Source organism: Aquisalimonas asiatica (assembly GCF_900110585.1).
Lineage (GTDB): Bacteria > Pseudomonadota > Gammaproteobacteria > Nitrococcales > Aquisalimonadaceae > Aquisalimonas > Aquisalimonas asiatica.
In genome coordinates, this window is record NZ_FOEG01000002.1 from 499,432 (window position 1) to 520,147 (window position 20,716).

18 protein-coding genes are annotated in these 20,716 nt (G+C 62.3%); 8 read left to right on the top strand and 10 right to left on the bottom strand.

Going from position 1 to position 20,716, the window contains the following annotated elements:
- Window positions 1-110 precede the first annotated feature (110 nt).
- Window positions 111-2,279 carry a TonB-dependent siderophore receptor gene (locus BMZ02_RS07055; protein ID WP_091641335.1) on the bottom strand — a complete coding sequence of 723 codons (2,169 nt, stop codon included), beginning with the start codon at window positions 2,277-2,279 and terminating at the stop codon, window positions 111-113.
- A 392-nt stretch (window positions 2,280-2,671) separates the two neighbouring features.
- On the opposite strand from BMZ02_RS07055, the gene BMZ02_RS07060 reads away from it, so the two are divergent.
- The 8 genes from BMZ02_RS07060 (at window position 2,672) to BMZ02_RS07095 (ending at window position 10,267) form a co-directional block, all read left to right on the top strand.
- Window positions 2,672-3,787: a BMP family ABC transporter substrate-binding protein gene (locus BMZ02_RS07060; protein WP_091641337.1), complete on the top strand. Its 1,116-nt coding sequence runs from the start codon at window positions 2,672-2,674 to the stop codon at window positions 3,785-3,787.
- Window positions 3,788-3,810: 23 nt separating this feature from the next.
- Window positions 3,811-4,875: an ABC transporter permease gene (locus tag BMZ02_RS07065; RefSeq protein WP_091641340.1), complete on the top strand. Its 1,065-nt coding sequence runs from the start codon at window positions 3,811-3,813 to the stop codon at window positions 4,873-4,875.
- Window positions 4,875-5,840: an ABC transporter permease gene (locus tag BMZ02_RS07070; RefSeq protein ID WP_091641343.1), complete on the top strand. Its 966-nt coding sequence runs from the start codon at window positions 4,875-4,877 to the stop codon at window positions 5,838-5,840. Before BMZ02_RS07065 ends, BMZ02_RS07070 begins: the two co-directional genes overlap by 1 nt.
- Before the next feature lie 31 nt (window positions 5,841-5,871).
- Entirely contained in the window at window positions 5,872-6,552 is a 681-nt protein-coding gene (biuH, locus tag BMZ02_RS07075; protein WP_091641346.1) for a biuret amidohydrolase, read from the top strand.
- A gap of 75 nt (window positions 6,553-6,627) precedes the next feature.
- Entirely contained in the window at window positions 6,628-8,193 is a 1,566-nt protein-coding gene (locus tag BMZ02_RS07080) for an ABC transporter ATP-binding protein (protein ID WP_091641929.1), read from the top strand.
- A complete protein-coding gene (locus tag BMZ02_RS07085) occupies window positions 8,193-8,879 on the top strand; it encodes a cysteine hydrolase family protein (RefSeq protein ID WP_091641348.1) in 687 nt (228 codons plus the stop codon). Before BMZ02_RS07080 ends, BMZ02_RS07085 begins: the two co-directional genes overlap by 1 nt.
- Window positions 8,869-9,225: a cupin domain-containing protein gene (locus tag BMZ02_RS07090; protein ID WP_091641351.1), complete on the top strand. Its 357-nt coding sequence runs from the start codon at window positions 8,869-8,871 to the stop codon at window positions 9,223-9,225. Before BMZ02_RS07085 ends, BMZ02_RS07090 begins: the two co-directional genes overlap by 11 nt.
- A 40-nt stretch (window positions 9,226-9,265) precedes the next feature.
- Window positions 9,266-10,267 (top strand): formamidase, encoded by a 1,002-nt coding sequence (locus BMZ02_RS07095; RefSeq protein ID WP_091641353.1) that lies wholly within the window; start codon window positions 9,266-9,268, stop codon window positions 10,265-10,267.
- A gap of 116 nt (window positions 10,268-10,383) precedes the next feature.
- Here BMZ02_RS07095 and BMZ02_RS07100 read toward each other — a convergent pair whose 3' ends face one another.
- The 9 genes from BMZ02_RS07100 to BMZ02_RS07140 all read right to left on the bottom strand — a co-directional run bounded on the left by BMZ02_RS07100 (window position 10,384) and on the right by BMZ02_RS07140 (window position 20,567).
- Entirely contained in the window at window positions 10,384-11,103 is a 720-nt protein-coding gene (locus tag BMZ02_RS07100; RefSeq protein ID WP_281244312.1) for an alcohol dehydrogenase catalytic domain-containing protein, read from the bottom strand.
- Window positions 11,104-11,112: 9 nt separating this feature from the next.
- Window positions 11,113-11,889, bottom strand: a complete 777-nt coding sequence (locus BMZ02_RS07105) for an SDR family NAD(P)-dependent oxidoreductase (RefSeq protein ID WP_091641357.1) — start codon at window positions 11,887-11,889, stop codon at window positions 11,113-11,115.
- Window positions 11,890-12,458: 569 nt separating this feature from the next.
- A complete protein-coding gene (gene atzF, locus BMZ02_RS07110) occupies window positions 12,459-14,276 on the bottom strand; it encodes an allophanate hydrolase (protein ID WP_091641360.1) in 1,818 nt (605 codons plus the stop codon).
- A gap of 43 nt (window positions 14,277-14,319) precedes the next feature.
- Complete coding sequence (locus BMZ02_RS07115; protein ID WP_091641363.1) at window positions 14,320-15,027, bottom strand: GntR family transcriptional regulator; 708 nt, start codon at window positions 15,025-15,027, stop codon at window positions 14,320-14,322.
- Window positions 15,028-15,044: 17 nt separating this feature from the next.
- On the bottom strand, window positions 15,045-16,100 hold the full coding sequence (locus tag BMZ02_RS07120; RefSeq protein ID WP_091641932.1) for an oligopeptide/dipeptide ABC transporter ATP-binding protein: 1,056 nt from the start codon (window positions 16,098-16,100) through the stop codon (window positions 15,045-15,047).
- The gene (locus BMZ02_RS07125) at window positions 16,097-17,062 is read right to left on the bottom strand and encodes an ABC transporter ATP-binding protein (RefSeq protein ID WP_091641365.1); all 966 of its coding nucleotides are present in this window, start codon (window positions 17,060-17,062) and stop codon (window positions 16,097-16,099) included. The genes BMZ02_RS07120 and BMZ02_RS07125 overlap by 4 nt, the downstream gene beginning before the upstream one ends.
- On the bottom strand, window positions 17,059-17,910 hold the full coding sequence (locus BMZ02_RS07130; protein WP_091641368.1) for an ABC transporter permease: 852 nt from the start codon (window positions 17,908-17,910) through the stop codon (window positions 17,059-17,061). Before BMZ02_RS07130 ends, BMZ02_RS07125 begins: the two co-directional genes overlap by 4 nt.
- Complete coding sequence (locus tag BMZ02_RS07135; protein ID WP_091641371.1) at window positions 17,907-18,932, bottom strand: ABC transporter permease; 1,026 nt, start codon at window positions 18,930-18,932, stop codon at window positions 17,907-17,909. The genes BMZ02_RS07130 and BMZ02_RS07135 overlap by 4 nt, the downstream gene beginning before the upstream one ends.
- A 12-nt stretch (window positions 18,933-18,944) precedes the next feature.
- Complete coding sequence (locus BMZ02_RS07140) at window positions 18,945-20,567, bottom strand: ABC transporter substrate-binding protein (protein ID WP_091641374.1); 1,623 nt, start codon at window positions 20,565-20,567, stop codon at window positions 18,945-18,947.
- Window positions 20,568-20,716: the final 149 nt, after the last annotated feature.

Genomic DNA, 20,716 nt, shown 5'->3' on the forward strand with positions numbered 1-20,716 from the left:
GATTGTTTACCCGATGGGCCGGACCCCCGGGAAGGAGACGCACGGCCCCGTGGAACCAGGGGCCGCGCTCGCCACCTGCCGTGTCGACGGACGTGGCGCCCCGCTCCGGGTCAGAATCGGTAAGACGCCTGGACGGTCACCGTGCGCGGGGCACCGGGCGTCACCCAGGCATCGAAGAACGAGCTGCGGTAGTACTCTTCGTCGAAGAGGTTTTCAACGTTCAGCGTCAGGTCCAGGTTCGGCATGGGCCGGTAGGTCCCTCTCAGTCGTGTGGTGGTGTAGGACGGTAATTCGAAGTCCTCGTCGTTCCGGGCACCGGGGCGCGCACCGACATAGACCAGGCCGCCGACGAGGCTCAGACTCTGGTCATCCGCGAACGTCCAGTCGTAGCGCGTCAGCAGGCTGCCCTTGTGGCGTGGCACGTTGCGCACGCGGACATCGCTCTGGATGTCTTCCCCGTCCGCGAGGTCCCTGGCATCGGTGTAGGCGTAGCTGATGGAGGCACGCCACTGCTCCGTGATGGTCATGTTCACGTCCACCTCGAAGCCACGGCTCTCGACCTCCCCGGCACTGACGTGGGTGACCTCGCTCTCTTCCGGGGCGGTGCTCGGCACGTTCTCCTTGCGGATGCGGAACACGGACAGATCCAGCCCCAGACGGCCATCGAGGAACAGGCTCTTGGTGCCGACCTCGAAGGCCGTGCTGGTCTGCGGGTCGAGCGTCTCGGACGCGCCGTCGGGGTCCTCGGTGACGCGGCTGTTCGGGTCGAAGGAGCGCGCCGCGCTGGCGAACACCGTGGTGGTGTCATGCACATCCCATGTCACCCCGGCCCGGGGGCTGAAGGCGGTCTGCGTCTGGCTGAGCCGGGTGTTGTCGCTGCCGCCGAGGTGGGACTCGTCGAACCGCACACGTTGCTCGAAGTGGTCCAGGCGGCCGCCCAGCAGCAGCCGGAACTCCGGAGTGAGATGCATCTGGTTCTGGAGATACAGCGCCTGCGTGTTCTCGGTTGTCTCCCGGTCATCGCGCTGACCGGGATCGAACTCCGGCGGCGTCTGACCGTACTGCGGGTTATGGATGTCAATGTAGTTGGGGTCGTCATCGACATTGGAGCGCTGCATCAGGTAGTCCTGCTCGAACCGGGACGCTTCCACACCGGCCAGAATCTGGTGCTGGATCGCCCCGGTGGTCAGCCACCCGCGCAGCTCGGCAACCCCGACCAGGTCATTGCTTTCGAAGTCGCGAAAACGACGCTGCCTCGGCAGCTGGTCACCTTCCGGCGAGAACTGCTCCGTGGAAAACCCGTCCAGCGAGCTGTACTGATGGGAGAGCGTGAACTGGGTCGACCAGTCGGCGTTGAGGTCGTGGTTCAGACGCAGCCGGTTGGCGACGTTGTCGGTGGTGGTGGTGCCATCATCGGGCTCGCCGTAGAAGTTGGAGACGGGCACAGTGCCGAAGCTCCCGTCGATGGCGGGAATGCCACGGTCGAACGGGCGGTCCTGGCGGGAGAACTCACCGTCATAGTCCAGTTGCGTCTTCGGGCTGATCCGCCATGTCAGTGCGGGGGCGAGGACGTAGCGCTCCTCGTCGACCCGGTCGCGAAACGTGTCGCCGCGCTCCACCACCGCGTTCAGGCGATAGGCAACGTTATCGGTAAAAGGGCCGGTCACATCCAGCGAACCCCGGCGGGCCATCTCGGAGTTGACCGACGCCGTCACTTCCCGGCGGGGTTCGAATTCCGGGCGCTTGGTGATGATGTTCACGGCACCGCCCGGATCGCCACGACCGAACAACGCCGACGCCGGACCCTTGAGCACCTCCAGACGCTCGACGCTGGCGCTGTCCTGGCGGGAGCTGAACCCGCGGTTGGCGCGCACGCCGTCGCGGAGGAAAACCGGCCCGCGGTTCTCGTCTCCCTCGAACCCCCGGATGGCGACACTGTCCCAGATCCCCCCGAAATCGTTCTGCTCCGATGTGCCGGGGATGAAGTTGAGCGCGTCGTAGACGCGGTTGGATCCCGTGTCCTCGATAGTCTCTCGGGTCACGACGCCGACGGACTGGGGGACATCCCGCGTATCCGCCGGCATGCCCAGGGCGCCAGTGGTCTGCATGCTGCGGTAACCGGCGGTGTCCGGAGCAGCATCGATCAACAGTGGCGTGAGCCGGGTGGGTTCCGACCCTTCGGCGTCGTCGTCCGCGTAGGCGAAGGAACCCACGCCAAGGGCGAGGGAGGCAAACAACACGGACACAACAGCCAGGTCGCTGACCGGGGAGTCTTGCATCGGAGGAGTCCTTTCCTTGGCAGAATGCGTTCAAGCAGTAACCAGGGCGAAAATGGTACAAGATAACACTCGCCTGTGCCAGCGTCGCTGGACGGGGACGGTATCGCCATGGTCATTCGCTTCGTTCACTGGACCCGATGAACACCCGCCCCTCCGGAAGAACCAGCCTGCACCACCTTCGCGCACCCAGGAAAACCACCCACCAATTTGGTGCGCCAATCGTGGCCGGGGAGTCGTCAAGAAGGCATAAGCAAACACGCAAATAACTGTTTTTACACTTTTAATTCCATCTTGAATACAAGTTGGCACCCCGCTTGCAGCTCCGTGATCAGTCCGCGTCATGTCCAGGAACGGGCGCCCAGCCCCGAAAGCCTCATAGGAGCGTTCTAGAAATGAGTGAAAGCAACGGCATCTCCCGCCGCAGGTTCATCCAAGGTACCGGTTTAGCTGGCCTGGCTGCGGCCATGCCGGGGGTCTGGATGGGTAATCTCGCCCACGCCAGCGATCTGCGGGTTGGCTTCATCTATGTCGGCTCCCGGGACGACTATGGATACAACCAGTCACATGCCAGCGGCGCACGCGCAATCCGGGACATGTCTGGCGTAACGGTCCTGCAGGAAGAGAACGTCTCGGAGAACGTCGCCGTCGAGCGCACCATGGAAAGCATGATCAACCTCGACGACGTCAACCTCATTTTTGCCACCTCCTTCGGCTACTACGACCCACATGTCACCCGCATCGCCGAGCGCTACCCGGACACGGTGTTCCGGCACTGTGGCGGGCTCTGGGAGGAAAGTGACCCCGAGAACGCCGGCAGCTACTTCGGCTACATCGATGAATGCCAGTACCTGAACGGCGTGATTGCCGGCCACATGACCCGGAGCAAACGCCTTGGCTTCATCGCGGCCCGGGAGATCCCCCAGGTGCTGCGCAATATCAACGCCTTCACCATGGGCGCGCGCTCGGTGGACCCGGAAATCCAGACCCGCGTGCTTTACACCGGGGACTGGCACCTGCCAACGCGCGAGGCCGAGGCCACCAACGGGCTGGCCGATCAGAACGTGGACGTCATCACATGCCACGTAGACAGTCCCATGGTCATCGCCGAGCAGTGTGAGAGCCGCGGGGTGTATTTCTGTGGCTATCACGCCAGCCAGGCCGATCTTGCACCTGAGCGCTACCTCACGGGCGCGGAGTGGAACTGGGAAGTCCCCTACCGACGGATGGTCGAGGCCGTACTCGCTGGCGAGACGCCGGAACATTTCCTGCGCGGCGGTCTGGCCGAAGGCTTCGTGCGGCTTTCTCCGTATGGCCCGGCGGTCACCGATGGCGCCAGGCGTAATGCCGACGAGATCAAGGAGAAGATGGAGGGCGGCGAGTTCGTCATCTTCCGTGGCCCGCTGAAGGACAACCAGGGCAATACCGTCATCGCCGAGGGCGAGTCCCACGAACAGCGCGACACCTGGCTGGAGCGGATGGACTGGCTCGTGGAAGGTGTAAGGAACTAACCGCGATGTGGATCCGCTCCCCAATGCAACGCCTGCTCATGGCTGGATCGGCGGCCCTGCCGCCGGTCCTTGCCCTTCTGGCGGCGTCCGTGCTGTTCAGCCTCTTTCTCCTGGTGCAGAACATCTCCCCGGCAGAGGTGTTCGTTAACATCTATCAAGGCGCCTTCGGCAGCCGCTTCTCCTGGGAAAACACGTTGCAGCGCTCGGCGCCAATCATGCTCACGGCGCTGTGCGTGGCATTGACCGCGAAGCTGGGCCTGATCGTCATCGGTGGCGAGGGGGCCCTGGTTCTTGGTGGACTGGCAGCTGCCGTAGCCGGTGTGGCGCTACAGGGAAGCCTGCCCCCTCTCGGCGTGCAGGCGGGACTGCTCCTGGCTGGCGCGCTGGCCGGCGGCATCTGGATCGCCATGGCCGGCGCCCTGCGGCATTACCGCGGCGTCAACGAGACCATCAGCACCCTATTGCTCACCTACATCGGGATCGCCGTCCTCAACCACCTGGTGGAGGGGCCACTCCGGGACCCCGCAAGCCTCAACAACCCATCCACCCACAGCCTGGATGCCGCCAACATGCTGGGCTCCATCCCCACGACCGGCATTCACTGGGGGCTGGGCTTTGCGGTAATTGCCTGCATCGTTGCCTGGTTGGTGGTCAACCGCACCACCTTCGGATTCGCGATGCGAATGATCGGCGGTAATGCGCGTGCAGCCAAGCTCTCGGGCATCCACGTGGGCTGGGTGCTCGTGGGCGCCTGCGGCCTCGGTGGCGCAGCCGCCGGGCTAGCCGGCGCCATCGAGGTGGCGGCCGTGCACGGTGCCGCCAACAGCTCGCTGGCCGTGGGTTACGGATTCACCGGGATTCTGGTGGCGTTCATTGCAAGACAGAACGCCTTGGCCATCATCTTCGTGGCCGTACTGTTGGGCGCCCTGGAGGCGAGCACCGGTGTGGTTCAGCGCCGCATGGACCTTCCCGACGCGACCCTGGAGGTCTTCCAGGGCATCGCCTTCCTTTGCGTGCTGGCGAGCGAGGCAATCCAGGGGAACCTGCGCCTGCCCCACCCCTTCCGTACCCGCGAGGCTACAAGCTGATGGACGAGCAAACCGAAGTTGTCGAGGAACAGGTCATTGAACTCGCCCAGGCCCTCGGGTGGTGGGGGGTGCCACTGGCCATCCTGGCCGGGGCCATCCGTGCCAGTACGCCGTTTCTGTTCGTCGCCCTGGGCGAATGCCTGACCGAGCGCAGTGGCCGCATCAACCTCGGCCTCGAGGGGTCATTGGTGATGGGGGCTCTTGCGGGATTCGCCTTTGGGCTCATTACCGGCAACCCGTGGATCGGCGTGGCGGCCGCCGCCGGTATCGGGGCGGTCTTCGGGCTCGTCCACGGGGCGCTGTGCAGCCTGAAACGGGTCAATGATATTGCCGTCGGTATCGCGATCATGCTGTTCGGCCTGGGCCTGGCGTTCTATCTGGGCAAACCCTTCATCCAGGCAGCCGGCCCCAGGCTCCCCGCCGTGAACCTGGGATTCTGGAGCGATTATGCTGCGGTGCAGTCGGCGCTGTCCGTGAACGCCCTGTTCGTCATCGGCATTGTCCTTGCCCCTCTCATGCTGCTGTTCTTCCGCAACACGCGCTGGGGCATGGTCGTGCGGATGGTTGGCGATAACGAGGAGGCGGCGCGGGCGGCGGGATACTCGCCGGTGCAAGTGCGCATCCTCGCGACCATGGTGGGGAGCGCCATGGCCGGGATTGGCGGCGCATTCCTCTCCCTTTACTACCCCGGCGGCTGGAGCGAAGGGCTCTCCAGCGGCCAGGGCCTGATGGCCGTCGCGCTGGTCATCTTCGCCCGCTGGCACCCGGTCTACTGCATGCTCGCCGCCCTACTCTTCGGTGCTGCCGGCTCGATCGGCCCGGCGCTGCAGTCCGTCGGGGTGAGCTGGGGATACTACCTGTTCAATGCGACACCGTACGTGCTCACCCTGGCAATCATGATCCTGGCCTGCTCGCGACATCGCACACTGCGCGGCGCGCCGGGCGAGTTAAGTGTCGCCCGCTAGGGCGTGACGCACCGCAATGGAGGAAAAACCAATGGCCTCGTGCTACATCGACGCCACACCCTACCGCTGGCCGTTTGACGGCCTGCTGACGCCGGACAACACGGCCTTGATGATTATCGACATGCAGACCGACTTCTGCGGCAAGGGCGGCTATGTGGACCGTATGGGCTACGACCTGTCGCTGACCCGGGCGCCGCTGAAGCCCATTCAGCGCACGCTGGAACACATGCGCCAGGGCGGTTTCACGGTGATCCACACGCGCGAGGGGCACCGCCGGGATCTCTCCGACCTGCCGGAGAACAAGCGCTGGCGGTCCCGCCAGATCGGCGCCGGCATTGGTGATCCGGGGCCTGCCGGGCGCATTCTCGTGCGCGGCGAAGAGGGCTGGGAAATCGTCCCCGAACTGACCCCCCTGGAGGGCGAGCCGGTGATCGACAAGCCGGGGAAAGGGTCGTTCTATGCCACCGACCTGGACCTGATCCTGCGCACGCAGGGCATTCGCAACCTGATCCTCACCGGCATCACGACGGACGTGTGTGTCCACACGACCATGCGCGAGGCCAACGACCGGGGCTACGAATGCCTGCTCCTCGAGGACTGCTGTGGCGCCACGGACCGGAGCAACCACTTGGCAGCCATCGAGATGATCAAGATGCAAGGCGGCGTATTCGGCAGCGTCAGCGATTCCGAAGCCCTGGTTGCGGGCTGCTGAACGATCACCCGCCAACGCCGTGCGGGGATGCACGGCCGTGAAACGATTGCCCGCGACGTGGTGGAGACAACGACCATGACCAACCCAGCATCCGCAGCCCCGGCACAGTCGCCTGTCGCCGGCCCGGGAGCGCAGCGCGCCAGCAGCCTCGAGGTGATAGGGGTCAGCAAGCACTTCGGAGACTTCACCGCCCTGGACGGGGTCTCCATGCGCGTGCCCGCAGGGAGCTTCCACGCCCTCCTGGGCGAAAACGGCGCCGGCAAGTCGACGCTGGTCAAGTGCATCGTCGGCTACCAGCAACCCGATGCCGGGAACATCCTGGTGGACGATCGCGAGCGCCAACTGCGCAACCCCCGCGAGGCCTCGGCCCTGGGAGTCGGCATGGTCTACCAGCACTTCACACTGGTGCCGCACATGACCGTTGCGGAGAACCTGGTCATGTCCCGGATGAATACGCCCCAGTTCATCAATTGGCGCCGGGCCACCGAGGAACTCCACGCCTTCATGGAAACCATGCCCTTTCGCATTCCGTTGGACTCGCCGGCGGCGAGTCTTGCCGCCGGCGAAAAGCAGAAGGTGGAGATCCTGCGCCAGCTCTACCTGGAGCGCCGCTTCCTGATCCTTGACGAACCAACCTCGGTGCTCACGCCGGAGGAAGCCGACGAGGTCCTGGGTCTGCTACGTGAGATGACCAGACGGGGCGACGTCACGGTGCTGATGATCACCCACAAGCTTCGCGAGGTGAAGGCATTCACGGAGTCCGTCAGCGTACTGCGCGGCGGTGCCTACGTGGGTGGCGGCGCGACCGCCGAACTGGAAACGGAGGACCTGGCGGAGCTCATGGTGGGCGAGCGCCAGCCACCGGCCCGCGTGCAACGGGACGACCGCGCGCCCGGAGCAACAGTGCTTGAGATTGACGCCATGCGCTGCCGTGACGACGAGGGAGTCCCCGCGGTTCGGGATGTCTCCCTGAGCGTTCGCAGTGGCGAGATCGTCGGTATCGTGGGCGTGTCCGGCAACGGGCAGAAGGAGCTGGTGGAGGTCCTGGCCGGGCAGCGGGAGCCGGAGGGCGGGCGCATGACCGTCAACGGCGCTTCCTACAGTGCCCGGCGCACACAGATGGTGCAGCATGGCATCGCAATCCTGCCCGAGGAGCCACTGCGCAACTCCTGCGTGGGTAGCATGAGTGTCGCGGACAACATGGCATTCCGGACATTTGACCGACCACCCCAGAGCTTTCTCGGCTGGCTCCGTAGCAGGCCAAGGCGCAGCTTCGCCCGCGAGCTGATCCAGCGCTTCAGCGTGAGCACACCCGGCCCGGACACTCCCATTGCCCGGTTATCCGGCGGTAACGTCCAGCGGGCGGTCCTGGCGCGGGAGTTGACCGGGGACGTGCGGCTGCTGATCGCGGCGAACCCGGTCTTCGGTCTGGATTTCAAGGCTGTCGAGGAGGTGCACGACCGCTTGCGGGACGCCCGGGCCGGCGGCACCGCGGTGCTCCTCATCAGCGAAGATCTTGATGAGGTGCTCCAGCTCGCTGATCGGATCCTGGTGATGTTCGAAGGCAGCATCGGCCACGAGACCGACAGCGAACATGCCGACATGACCAGGATCGGCCAGGCCATGGCGGGGCAGCGGTGATGCACGAACTCACCGTTGAGGCCCGTCCCTTCCCGTTCCGGCTCCCTCTCCACAGCACCGCGGTTGTGATCATCGACATGCAGCGCGATTTTGTCGAACCCGGAGGCTTCGGTGAAAGCCTGGGTAACGACGTCGAGCCCCTGCAGGCCGTGATCGCCCCCGTGACTCGCCTGCTGGCGACAGCCCGCCGGACCGGCCTGCCCATCGTGCACACCCGTGAGGCCCATAAGCCGGACCTGAGTGACTGCCCTGCTGCAAAACGCGATCGCGGCGCCCCCCGCCTGCGCATCGGTGACCGGGGGCCCATGGGGCGCATACTCATCGAGGGCGAACCGGGGAACGACTTCGTGGCGGAGCTCAAGCCCAGAGAGGACGAACACGTCATCAGCAAACCCGGCAAGGGCGCCTTCTACGGCACGGGGCTCGACGCGTGGTTGCGGCAACACGGGATCACGCACCTGCTGGTCGCCGGTGTCACCACGGAAGTCTGCGTTCAGACCACGCTCCGCGAGGCCAACGACCGCGGCTACTGCTGTTTGTTACTGGAAGACTGCACCGGCAGTTACATCCCGGAGTTCAAACGCATCACCGTGGAAATGGTCGTGGCGCAAGGCGGCATCGTCGGCTGGGCAACACCACTGGATCGCCTTGAGTCGGCGTTCGAAGGAGTCACTGATGTCGGTTAGTACGCAGCTATCCCTGCCCGATGGGCTGCAGGGCCCGCCCGCAGATATTGAATGGACGCCCCTGCGCGAAGGCGTCGTGGCAGCCTGGCTATACCGGGATCCAGACGGAGGACCGGCCGCCGCCTACCTGCGCTACGAACCCGGGGCGCGGGTACCCGCCCACCGTCACCCCGGCGCGGAACACATCATCGTTCTGGCCGGCGAGCAGGAAGACGAGTACGGCCGATACCCCTCGGGAAGCGTCATCGTCAACCCGCCCGGGAGCTGTCACAGCGTGCTCAGCCGTACAGGCTGCCTGGTCCTGATCATCTGGGCGCAGCAGGTGGAATTCCTGGAGTCGGACTGATCCAGGCACCACGGAAACGTATCCGCAACGGGAGTAACAAATGAGTGGACTCGGTGGTTTGAACAAATCGGATCGTGGCGTGGTGATCGGCCTCGCCCAACTGCAACTGCCCAGTGTGGAGACACCAGAGGAGCTGGAGGAGCAGACCCGGCGGGTGTGCAACATGGTGGGCAAGGCACGCCGCCAGATGCCCACCATGGATCTGATCGTCTTCCCGGAATACTGCCTTCACGGCCTGTCCATGAACACGGATCCGGCCATCATGTGTCGCGGCGACGGCCCGGAGGTCCAGTCGTTCCAGGCCGCCTGCAGGGAACATCAGATCTGGGGCTGTTTCTCCATCATGGAGTACAACCCGGACGGGATGCCCTACAACACCGGAATCATCATTGATGACCAGGGCACCATCCAGCTCTTTTACCGCAAGCTCCACCCCTGGGTCCCGGTGGAGCCATGGGAGCCGGGCAATCTTGGCATTCCCGTCTGCCCGGGCCCTAACGGCTCCACGCTGAGCCTGATCATCTGCCATGACGGCATGTTCCCGGAGATGGCCCGCGAGTGCGCCTACAAGGGGGCCAATATCATGCTGCGCACCGCCGGCTACACCGCCCCGATTCGCCACTCGTGGACGATCACGAATCAGGCCAATGCGTTCTGCAATCTCATGGTTACGGCCAACGTCTGTCTGGCAGGCAGCGATGGCACCTTCAACTCCATGGGTGAAGGCATGGTCGTCGGCCACGATGGCGTTCCGCTGGTCGAAGGTAACGGCCTTGCCGATGAGATCATCACCGCCGAAGTCCGTCCGGACCTGGTGGACGAAGCCCGGGAGATCTGGGGGGTGGAGAACAACATCTATCAGTTTGGCCATCGCGGCTACGTTGCCGTGAAAGGTGGAGCCCGGGACTGCCCCTACACCTACATGCACGACCTGGTGGCAGGTCGATACACCCTTCCCTGGGAAGACCGCGTGCGCGAAACCGACGGCACATCCTGCGGCTTTCCGCCCCCGGAACGCCATTACGGCGGAACGGCGGAGTGAACGGCCGGGCGGGGACGACGTATCCCATGCCGCACGCCACAGGGAGGCAAGCAGCGATACCCGGTAAGGCAGGGTGTCTTTTCCGGATGATGGACATCTGCTCCATCACGTCCGACTCAGGAGATACCCCGGACAGGGACAAGCTCACTCTCCGGATCGAGCGCCACCGGGCCCAGCTCCTGCGCCTTCGCGCGACGGGATGGAGAGACCTCGACGGCATAAATGGCAGCTGCCCCGGCCGCCTTCAGGGCTTCTATGACCATCAGGCCGATCGGCCCCGCCCCGAAAACCGCCGCGGTATCCCCCGCCCGGAGACCACTCTGCCGCACAGCGTGCAACGCCACGGCCGCAGGTTCGATCAAGGCACCTTGCTCGAAGGAGAGATCGTCCGGCATGGGATGGACCATATGTTCACCGAGCACCGTGTATTCAGCGAACCCGCCGCCGCCACCGGACAACCCGTGGAAGCCCAGCAGCGGTGTGAGGTTGTACTGTTCCATCACGTAGGCACCGTCCCGGTGCGGCGAAAGAATGGGCTCTATGGCAACCCGGTCGCCCGGTTTAACGCGGGTGACCGACTCTCCCACCGCAACGACCTCGCCGGCAAACTCGTGCCCCATGACGATCGGCGCCCGCTCACCACTCATCGGGTGCGGCGCGTCCACGGGCACGAATATCGGCCCGGCGGCATACTCGTGCAAATCGCTGCCACAGATCCCGCAGGCAGCCACCTTGACCTTGACCTGGTGCGGGTCCTCGAGGGCCGGAATGTCGACGGCTTCCACCCGGAGGTCCCTGGCCTCGTACCATACTGCGGCTTTCATGGTGTTGTTCATCTCGTCACCTCACAATGAGAATCCGCCGTCGACGGCGATGGCCTGTCCCGTCACATGCTCGGCGTTGGCCAGGTAGACGGCCAACTGCCCCATATCCTCCGGGGTCTGCGCCACGCCCTGCGGCAGGAGCGTCTTCTGATGTCGTTCCCAGGACTCTGCTTCGCTCTCTCCTGGCTGTCGCCAGCGGCCGGAGAGACCATCCTCTCCTCGCCACATTCCCGTTCCGACGATTCCGGGGCAAAGCGCATTCACCGTAATGCCTTCGGCAGCGACTTCCTTGGCGACAGCATTGGTAAAACCGATGACGGCAAACTTGGACGCGGAATAGTGAGAGAGGTCGGGAAAACCGATCTTTCCAGCGATCGATGCAACGTTGATGATCCTGCCGAACTGCCGGGGGCGCATGACGCCCAGTTCAGCCTGGGTGCACAGGAAGACGCCCCTGGCATTGACAGCCATGACCTGATCCCAGTCCTCGGCCGAGAGCGCGTCGACCGACTTGATGCTGATGATTCCTGCATTGTTGACGGCGATATCGAGCTGACCAAAGGTGCTGACCACGTCACCGATCAGTTTATTGACGGAGCCCGAGTCCGTGACATCGACCTGAAAGGGGGTGCTATGGCAGCCAAGTGCCTCGATCCGAGCAGAGGTTTCCCTCGCAATGTCGGTATCCAGGTCAGCAACGGCCACATCCGCGCCCGCTTCCGCCAGAGCCAGGGCGATTCCTTGACCGATACCGCGCCCCCCTCCGGTCACCAGCGCCGTCTTTCCGTTCAGTTGCATGAGTTACACTCCTCTAACTGGCGTGATTCGCCGGTCCACAGGCACCTGGCCCGGGGGCTTCCACGTCACGTTGATGGCCCTGTTCGCCAGGCCTTCACCCGAAGGGTCAGCAGGTCTCGTGCCAATCGCCGGGCATCAGTCGGCAGTTCCCGCAAGGTACTGTTCGGAGGGGCATTACCGCGCCTCCCCACCCAGCCAGGGGGCCGGCGGCGCATCGATCAGCACGGCAACCGGCGTTACACCTGAAACAGTCCGCCTTTACAGATGTAACACTCTGATCACCCGGACGTTACACCCACCTGACAGCGCCGCCCGGGTATGGTGTTTTCAACGCATCAAGGTGGCCAGGGCCTCCTGACCGGCGCGATCACGTTCACCGTTAGCCTGAATATTTACACGGCTTAATTAGATCAAAAGGATCAAGTACGGGAATTCTTGTTTGCTTCACATAAGCAGCACATCTACCGCCGAAAGAGAGTGCTAAAAATTTCCAGCGGAGACCAGCGAACAACAACATTACCGATATCAAAAACTACATTTTTTCGTCGTAGCGTCACTGCGAGTGGCCGCTATCCGTGACGGCCAGTCGCCTCGGTAACGGTCTCAAGCCACGCCCGCCAGGATCCAAGTTCAGTGATATCTTCAGCCCCCTCGGCACCGCTCGCTTCGCAAACGAACCCTGGCACCGTGTCGCCGGAAGCCAGCCGAACTTTGCCAATACCCAGAGGCGCCGGAATGCCGGCAACGAAAGACCCGAATTGATCGGCTGGCACTTCCCAGAGTTCCAGCTCCACCGCGCCGCCGCCATCCCCGACATGCACCATCCCAGGGCGATATGGTGGGCCGCCTGCAAGTGCATGGAAGCGGTACTCGGCTGCGGAGCGCGTGACACATAGGAAACGTGCCCTGCGCGCGGTGAGTTGCCAGTTCAACGGCAGACCCCGCATATGAGCGCCACAAACGGCCACTGTCACCGTGTGCTCGTGACGGGCGGCAACCGGGTCATCGTCCGGGACCGCTTGTCCGGTAGCACCCAGCGGCAAAGACTGTATTCGATGAAGCCGGTCGCCGACGGCGAGCAGGTCATGATCATAGAATGCCGGCGCAAAGAGGGTCACGCCGAAAGGGAGTCCGTTCCCCAGAAAACCTGCAGGCACAGCCAGCGCGCTGTAGTCCAGCAGATTCATGAAGTTGGTGTAATACCCGAGGTTACTGTTGAGCTGTACAGGGGCGGCGCTGACCGCATCAATGGTATAGATGGTACCGGCCGTCGGCGTGACCATGAGATCAACATCCGCCCAGTGGGCTTCGGTTGCCCGTTTTATCTCCGTAAGACGGTACTCTGCCTCGAATGCATCGCTTGCGAGCGGGTTCCTGCCACCCCCGATGATCGTACGAGTCACGTCCATCAGTGATTCGGGCTGGTGTTCTATCAGTTCGCGGATGGCGGCGTAGCGCTCCGCGACCCAGGGACCGTCATAGAGCAACTCGGCTGCCTGCAGGAAGGGCTCGAAGTCCAGCTCTACGGATACGCCTCCGAGTGATTCAAGCTGTTGCACAGCGTCCTGAAACAACCTCCTCGCGTCAGCGTTACCGAAGAACTCGAGCTGCTCCTCTCTGGGGACACCAAAACGAAAACGCCCAGTCAGGATGCGCCCGTGCCCGAGGCTTGGCACGCTGTCCGCTCTGGCGAATGCATCGTGCGGGTCGAATACGCTGGCCACCTCCAGCACCCTCTGAGCGTCTGCGGCGGTGGCAGAGAATATTGAAACGGTGTCGAGAGTGCGGCACGCGGGAACCACCCCTCTCGCACTCAGTAACCCGCGGGTTGGCTTGACGCCGACCACATTGTTGAACGCTGCCGGGACCCGGCCAGAGCCCGCAGTATCAGTGCCAAGCGAGAAGGCGACGTGACCGAGGCTGACGGCGACCGCCGAGCCGGAACTCGATCCACCGGAAACGTAAGCCGGATCCAGAGCATTACGACACGCTCCCCAGGGAGAGCGTGTACCAACCAGGCCTGTCGCAAACTGATCCAGGTTGGTTTTACCAACGGGTACGGCGCCGGCGTCGATGAGGCGCTGCACCACGAAAGCAGACTGATCAGGCACGTAAGCGTAGTCCGGGCATCCAGCCGAGGTCTCGATACCGGCCAGATCGATGTTGTCCTTGATGGCGAAGGGAATCCCGTAGAGTGGCAGCTGATCCGGGTCCGCGTGCTCAAGCGCCTTGATGTACGGCTCAACCTCCGCGTCATTGAGGATGGTGATCCAGACGTTGCGGGCATCGTCTGTACGAATGGCTCGCATGACGGCGGCAACGTGTTCACGCACTGTCATATGGCCAGTACGGTAGGCAGACAGGCATTCCGAGATTGTGAACGTCATTGACTATTCCTTTTGACCGTGACGATGCACGATTGCAGCCCGGCTACCCGGGGCTCCTGGGTGTCGGGGGCGCTTCAAAATAATCCGTCATTCGGTCATTAACGGCGGCAGTGGACTTCTGAATGTGGTCGGTAAGCTCACTCACCGCCTGTTCCGTCTGCCCCCTGGCCAATGCATTGATGACGCCGAGGTGCTCGCGGTACGTTGCCTCGACTCTGTCATGGGCAGTGAAATCCAGCCGTTGGACCACTTCGACGCGCTCCAGCACGTCCGCATGTACCCTCGACAACTGTTCGTTGCCGCCAAGCCGCACCAGGCTCAGATGGAACTCACGGTTCATGCGGGTCATGTGATCGAACGACACCCGTTCCTCGGGGGCTTCCCATACATGCCGAAGGGTCTCGAGCTCCTCGGTGAGTGCGGGGTGGTCGCGTGACAACCGTAGTGCCTGACATTCAAGGAGTATCCTCACATCCGTGAGCTCCTTGAACATCTCCGTACTGAACCCCTTGACCGTGTAGCCGTTGCGGTAATGCGCGGCCAGATACCGCTCTTGCACCAGACGCTGAAGGGCTTCACGCACAGGGGCACGGCTTGTCCCGAACAGTGTTGATAGACCGTGTTCCGTCCATTTCATGCCAGGCAGAGCCCATGGCTCCAGGAACAGGCACTCCTTGAGTCGCACATACACCCTGTCCGCCTGGCGTCCGGGAGAGCGTCTCCGGGACGGCCGGCGCTGTTCATCTGCCATGCCTTCATGTCGCAGTCTCAAGGGTTCTTGCCCTCCGTCACGACCGACCGGCCATCATCAACAGCGACGTAGTGACACGCGGCACGATGTGCAGGCCCTACTTCCGAGAACCCTGGCGCCGCCTGTCCGCAATAGGCGTCCCCACGCGGGCAACGCCCGTAAAATCGGCATGCGTTGGGCGGGGGATCAATAGGGCTTTGCAGTTCCCCTCTTGCCCTCAACCGGTTCGGGTCACGCTGAGCATTCGGTGCAGGTATGGCAGAAATAAGCGCCTGCGTGTACGGATGTTTCGGAGCACGAAACACCTCGTCCGCCGGCCCCTCTTCCACTGCCTGGCCCAAATACATCACGACGACGCGTTCGCAAAGAAGACGAACCACGTTCAAGTCGTGTGATATGAACAGGTAACTGATCCCCCGCTCCCGCCTCAAGTCTGTCAGCAGCTGTAAGACCACGGCTTGAACGGACACATCGAGAGCGGAAGTCGGCTCATCCAGAATCAGCAGCCGGGGATCAGGCGCCAGAGCACGGGCGATATTGACCCTGGCTTTCTGCCCGCCGGAAAGCTGATGCGGCAACCGGTCCAGTAATTCAAGTGGCAGCCCGACACTCGTGGCAAGCTCTTCAACCTTCGCCGCGATGTTGTCATTCGAGGCACCGCGAATCCTCCTCAGGGGCTCGGCGATGCAATCGAACGCCGTGAAGCGAGGATTGAGGCTCCCGTGCGGGTCCTGGAATACGACCTGGATATCGCCCCGTCGCTGGTGAGTTGGGAACTTCCCGACAGAGATCTTCGAGATGTCCTCGCCATCGAAGAAGATGGCCCCTCGGGTGGGTTCAATGAGTCGGTTGATCAAACCGACCAGTGTCGATTTGCCACAACCCGACTCACCCACCAGTCCAACGCTTTCACCCGCGGCAACCTCGATCGAGACGCCATCGACAGCATGCAGCCGGGGGCGATGCGGTTTCCTGTGGTTGGCCCAGGCCCTGGCCCGCTCCAACCAGAAAGGCAGATCGCCTGCGACCGGGTAGAGCTTTTCAAGACTGCGCACTTCCAGCAAAGCGCTCATAGCGGTCTCCGACATGCGACCCAATGATCTGGCGTCACCTGCTCCAGCGTGGGTCCGGGATCGTCGCAAGATGCAAGGTGACGATTGCAGCGGCCCGCGAACCGACAGGGTGGCAAGTCACCGCGTAGATCCGGGATCCCTCCCGGAATGGCACGCAGCTCCTCGATCCCGCGAGCGGCACCTGGCGCCGCCTCGACCAGGCCGGCGGTATACGGGTGTCTGGGCGACTCCAGTAGTGTCCTGGTTTCCGCAGATTCCACGATCTGTCCGGCATGCATCACGATAACCCTGTCCGCGTACTGAGAGGCCAGAGCCAGATCGTGGGTTATGAGCAACGTCCCCATATCTCGCTCACTTCCCAGGCTTGCGAGCAAGTCCATTACCGTTGCCTGGGTGGTGACGTCCAGCCCTGTTGTGGGCTCATCGGCGATCAGGAGCCTCGGGTGGCAGCACAAAGCCATCGCGATCATGACGCGCTGGCATAAGCCACCGGACAATTGAAAGGGGTAGGCATCATAGCGTCTCTCCGGCGCAGGAATGCGTACCTGAGCCAGTGCAGCGATGGCTCGCTCCCGTGCGTCCTGGGAGCTGACCGGGCCGTGCCGCCTGAGAACATCCTCAATCTGCTGCCCCACTTTTCGGATGGGATTCAACGCGCTGGCCGGGTTCTGGAAAATCATTGCCATTTCCCGTCCGCGCAATTGGGCAAGCTCTTCTTCGCGCATGGATAGCAGGTCCATCTGATCGAAACGGATGTCACCAGACCGGATCTGCGCCGCAGCATCAAGTAGCCCCATGACCGCAAATGCGGAAACGGATTTCCCCGAGCCGCTCTCGCCTACAACCGCGACCATTTCTCCCTTGTTCACCGAGTAACCAACGTTCTCCAGAGCATGGACCTGACCGGAGCGTGTCTTGAAATCAACGGTGAGGTTGCTCACCTTCAGTAGCGGTGTATTCACGTCCGCCTCCGAGGGTCTACCAGGTCACGCATGCCGTCTCCCATGAGGTTGAAGCAGAGCACCGCGAGCATGAGCGCCAGCCCGGGAAACAGCACGAGCCACCACTCGCCAGAGATAATGTAGTCTGCGCCCTCAGCCACCATGATCCCCCACTCAGGCGTGGGAGGCTGAACGCCGACTCCAATGAAGGACAGTCCCGCGGCATTAAGAATGGCCCACCCCATATTAAGGGAAACCTGCACCATCAACGGGGGAAGGATATTAGGGAAAAGATGCCTCGCCAGAAGCCTTGCGTCCGTGTTTCCAGCGACCTTGGCGGCCGAGGCAAATCCACTCTTTTTCAGGATACCAATCTCCGCGCGAGCCACACGGGCATAGAATGGGGTGTTAATGATTGCAGTCGCATAGACAACGTTCTCCACGCTGTTTCCCATGATGGCAACCAACGCCATGGCCAGGACAAACAGGGGAAACGCCATGATGGTATCGATACCACGACTGATGATGCTGTCGACCCAGCCACCATAGAATCCCGCGATAGCCCCCATGAGGCCCCCTGCCAGGAAGCCCATGGCAACAGCTGCCAAAGCGATCGTGAGGTCCAGCCGAGTCGCGTACATAACACGGCTCAGCACATCTCTCCCCAGATGGTCCGTTCCGAACCAGTGATCCAGTGACGGCGGCTGTAGTCGACTTGCGCTACTCGCCAACGGGTCATAGGGGGCAAGCATCGGACCGAATACCGCCACGAAGACGATCAGCGCAAACAGGCTGAACGCAACGATCGTGAGCGGGTTTTCGCTCAAGACGTAGCCCGTGTGACGCCATGTGCTCCGCGAGATGATCATTGGTCACCTCCAACGCGGGGATCGATAACCGCATAAAGCAGGTCGATCAATAAATTGAGGCTGACGAACAGAAGCGCCATCGAGAGTACGAACCCCTGTATCGCTGCATAGTCGGAGGAAACCAGAGCATTCACGGCGAAGGACCCAATACCGGGCCAGGAAAAGACCTGCTCCACCAGAACATTCGCACCCAAAAGAAAGGAAAAAACCATTCCAAGTGTAGTGAGAACGGAAAGCATCGCATGGCGTAGTGCATACGTGAAAAGTATCGTTCTCGGAGAAAGGCCACTCGCACGAGCAGTGCGGATGTAGTCGCTTTCCAGCACGCTGATCATCGACCCTCGGGTCATTCTGGCAATCGGCGCGAGGGCAAACAGCGCGAGGGTGATTACCGGTAGAGCCAGATGCCGCAGGCTGTCGACGAAGGCCTCGACGTTCGCCGTCAGGATACTGTCAATAAGCAACATCCCTGTCACCGTGTCCGGTGGAATCGCCATGAGCGACATACGCCCCGTCGGCGCGGGCGCCCAACCGAGCTGGTAATAGAAGACGTAGACCAGCAGAAGGCCCGTGAAGAACACGGGCATGGAGACACCCGCCGTAACCAGCACACGGCACAGGTGATCGACCCAGCTGTTGGGACGAGTCGCTGCAAGCACACCGAGCGGCACCGCGACAAGCACTGCCAATGCCAGCCCGTAAAGGGTCAACTCCAGAGAGGCAGGCAAACGCCGCTGGAGCTCTTCGATGATGGGCTGCCCCGTATTCATCGAGACACCCCAGTCCCCTCGCATCAGCCCGGCGGCATAGTGACCGAACTGGACCGGCAGAGGCTGATCCAGTCCCATTGCCGTTCGCACCTGAGCGATGGATTGCTCGTCCGCCGCGGGGCCTGCGTAGAATGCCGCCGGGTCGCCCGGCAAAGCCCGCGTCAACAAGAAGGTGACGAGGATGATCCCAAGTAACGTGGGCACGGCTTCCAGAAGACGCCGGCCCACGGTTTTCAGGGTGGAGGAGGACATCGTCTGATTCTCTTAGCTCTGCTTCAGGGGCCTGGCGTCGAGACGACGATGGAACCAGTGCTCGTAGCCGCTCACCGACGGCTGCATGGCAACTTCAAGGTTCGGCTGATAAAGCGGAATCAACGGAACCTCGTCAAACGCAATCGCAATGAGTTCTTTTATTTTGTCTTCGTAATCCGGGTGGTCCATTTCCATGTGGAGTGTTTCATCAACCAGGCGCGCCACGTCATCATTATGATAATTCATCGAGTTAAAGAGGTTGCCCTCCAGGTACGCCCAGTAGAAATAATAGCAAGGAGTATTAAGCCACCCTCCGAAGTTCTTCAGATGCATTGGCAACTCTTTTTCCACCAGCGCTCTCGTGCGCCAGTTCGCGCCGGGAATTTCCTCGACAGTCGCATCGATACCCACTTGCCGCAGCCCTTCCCGGATCAACGCGGCCGCCGGTTCACTCCAATGGGCAAGGCCGAGGTTCAACGAGATCGGGACTTCGAAACCGTCACCGTAGCCCGCCTCGTTCAGAAGCTCCCGTGCCTTGTCATAGTCGGTATCGTAGGGAAAAGGTTGCGGCCACTCCGCTGTCGCCGGCTCGAAGGAGTCCGCGCCGAACATCGGGACACCGCGCTCGTAGGCTGCGGCTTCCCAAATGTCCTGGTACGGGATGGCATAGGCGATTGCCTGTCGCACCCTTTTGTCCTTGAACGGTTCAAACTCGAGGTTGAGACCGACGCTGTGCAAGCAGTTCTCTATAGGCACCCCGGCGACATTGACCTCTCCCGCACGCACCAGGTCCCTGGCGTCCCGGGGCGGCAGATCCATGGCGATGTCGATGTCTCCGCGCTCCACCATAGCCCTCCGGGTCGATGCTGAAGGCATTTCCCGCAGCACGACTTGCTCAACCTCGGGAACAGGGCCGTTCATCCAGTCCTCGTTCCGTTGATAGACCACCTGCACGCCGGGATCCCAGCTATGCAGTTTGAAGGCCCCACTACCGGCGGGGTTACGGTGCAGATAATCCGTCGCCCAGGGGTCATCGTCGGTGGCATGCTCCCTGGCAACTTCCGAGTTAATGATGATCGGGACTGGAACAGCGAGGTTGGGTAACGTCAGTTTGCTCTTGCGGATGAAGTGAATACGGAAGGTCTCATCGTCGACCGCCTCGAACTGCTCTGGATCTTCCAACGACCCGGCGCCCATCTGCGTAGTCGGGAACCCCCCGACAGACACTGCACGGTCGAAAGACCACTTGACATCGTGAGCCGTAATCGGCCTCCCGTCCCAGAAGCGCGCATCCTTGCGAATCTTGAAGTCCACCGACATCTCGTCATCGGCAACAGTCCAAGATTCCGCGACTTCTGGCTCCAGTGTGTTGTAGTCATAGGCAAAGTTGCCGTCTTCTAACTCCTGGCGACCAAAAGTGACCAGACGATCGTAGAGATTGACCGCAAGCGCATAAGCCGGGCGGTTGGTGCCCTCTCTATGGATGTCCATGCTGTTGGGACCATCGCCAATGGCAACGACCAGACTGCCACCGGAGGCAGCGACTGCCTTCGCAGGCATCAGCTTGAACACGGGCACAGCGGCACCCGCTCCTGCCAGCAGAGCACTGTTACGAAGGAAAGTTCGGCGATCCATATGTCATCTCCTTAGGCGTGAGGTACGCACATCGCGCCTCACTCGAGCCTGTTACCAGTGGCGTTGATTCCCTGGACAGGAGACTGCAAATGAAATGCCATCTTGTATTCAAGATGACAAATACAATTACAAAACAAGTGGATGGAATA

Bases quoted from the DNA above. Each gene is read 5' to 3' on its own strand.
- BMZ02_RS07070 (WP_091641343.1), top strand. From the start codon at position 4,875: ATGGACGAGCAAACCGAAGTTGTCGAGGAACAGGTCATTGAACTCGCC.
- BMZ02_RS07100 (WP_281244312.1), bottom strand. From the start codon at position 11,103: ATGAACAACACCATGAAAGCCGCAGTATGGTACGAGGCCAGGGACCTC.
- BMZ02_RS07130 (WP_091641368.1), bottom strand. From the start codon at position 17,910: ATGATCATCTCGCGGAGCACATGGCGTCACACGGGCTACGTCTTGAGC.
- BMZ02_RS07115 (WP_091641363.1), bottom strand. From the start codon at position 15,027: ATGGCAGATGAACAGCGCCGGCCGTCCCGGAGACGCTCTCCCGGACGC.
- BMZ02_RS07090 (WP_091641351.1), top strand. From the start codon at position 8,869: ATGTCGGTTAGTACGCAGCTATCCCTGCCCGATGGGCTGCAGGGCCCG.
- BMZ02_RS07055 (WP_091641335.1), bottom strand. From the start codon at position 2,279: ATGCAAGACTCCCCGGTCAGCGACCTGGCTGTTGTGTCCGTGTTGTTT.
- BMZ02_RS07140 (WP_091641374.1), bottom strand. From the start codon at position 20,567: ATGGATCGCCGAACTTTCCTTCGTAACAGTGCTCTGCTGGCAGGAGCG.
- BMZ02_RS07105 (WP_091641357.1), bottom strand. From the start codon at position 11,889: ATGCAACTGAACGGAAAGACGGCGCTGGTGACCGGAGGGGGGCGCGGT.
- biuH (WP_091641346.1), top strand. From the start codon at position 5,872: ATGGCCTCGTGCTACATCGACGCCACACCCTACCGCTGGCCGTTTGAC.
- atzF (WP_091641360.1), bottom strand. From the start codon at position 14,276: ATGACGTTCACAATCTCGGAATGCCTGTCTGCCTACCGTACTGGCCAT.
- BMZ02_RS07095 (WP_091641353.1), top strand. From the start codon at position 9,266: ATGAGTGGACTCGGTGGTTTGAACAAATCGGATCGTGGCGTGGTGATC.
- BMZ02_RS07120 (WP_091641932.1), bottom strand. From the start codon at position 16,100: ATGAGCGCTTTGCTGGAAGTGCGCAGTCTTGAAAAGCTCTACCCGGTC.
- BMZ02_RS07085 (WP_091641348.1), top strand. From the start codon at position 8,193: ATGCACGAACTCACCGTTGAGGCCCGTCCCTTCCCGTTCCGGCTCCCT.
- BMZ02_RS07065 (WP_091641340.1), top strand. From the start codon at position 3,811: ATGCAACGCCTGCTCATGGCTGGATCGGCGGCCCTGCCGCCGGTCCTT.
- BMZ02_RS07135 (WP_091641371.1), bottom strand. From the start codon at position 18,932: ATGTCCTCCTCCACCCTGAAAACCGTGGGCCGGCGTCTTCTGGAAGCC.
- BMZ02_RS07060 (WP_091641337.1), top strand. From the start codon at position 2,672: ATGAGTGAAAGCAACGGCATCTCCCGCCGCAGGTTCATCCAAGGTACC.
- BMZ02_RS07080 (WP_091641929.1), top strand. From the start codon at position 6,628: ATGACCAACCCAGCATCCGCAGCCCCGGCACAGTCGCCTGTCGCCGGC.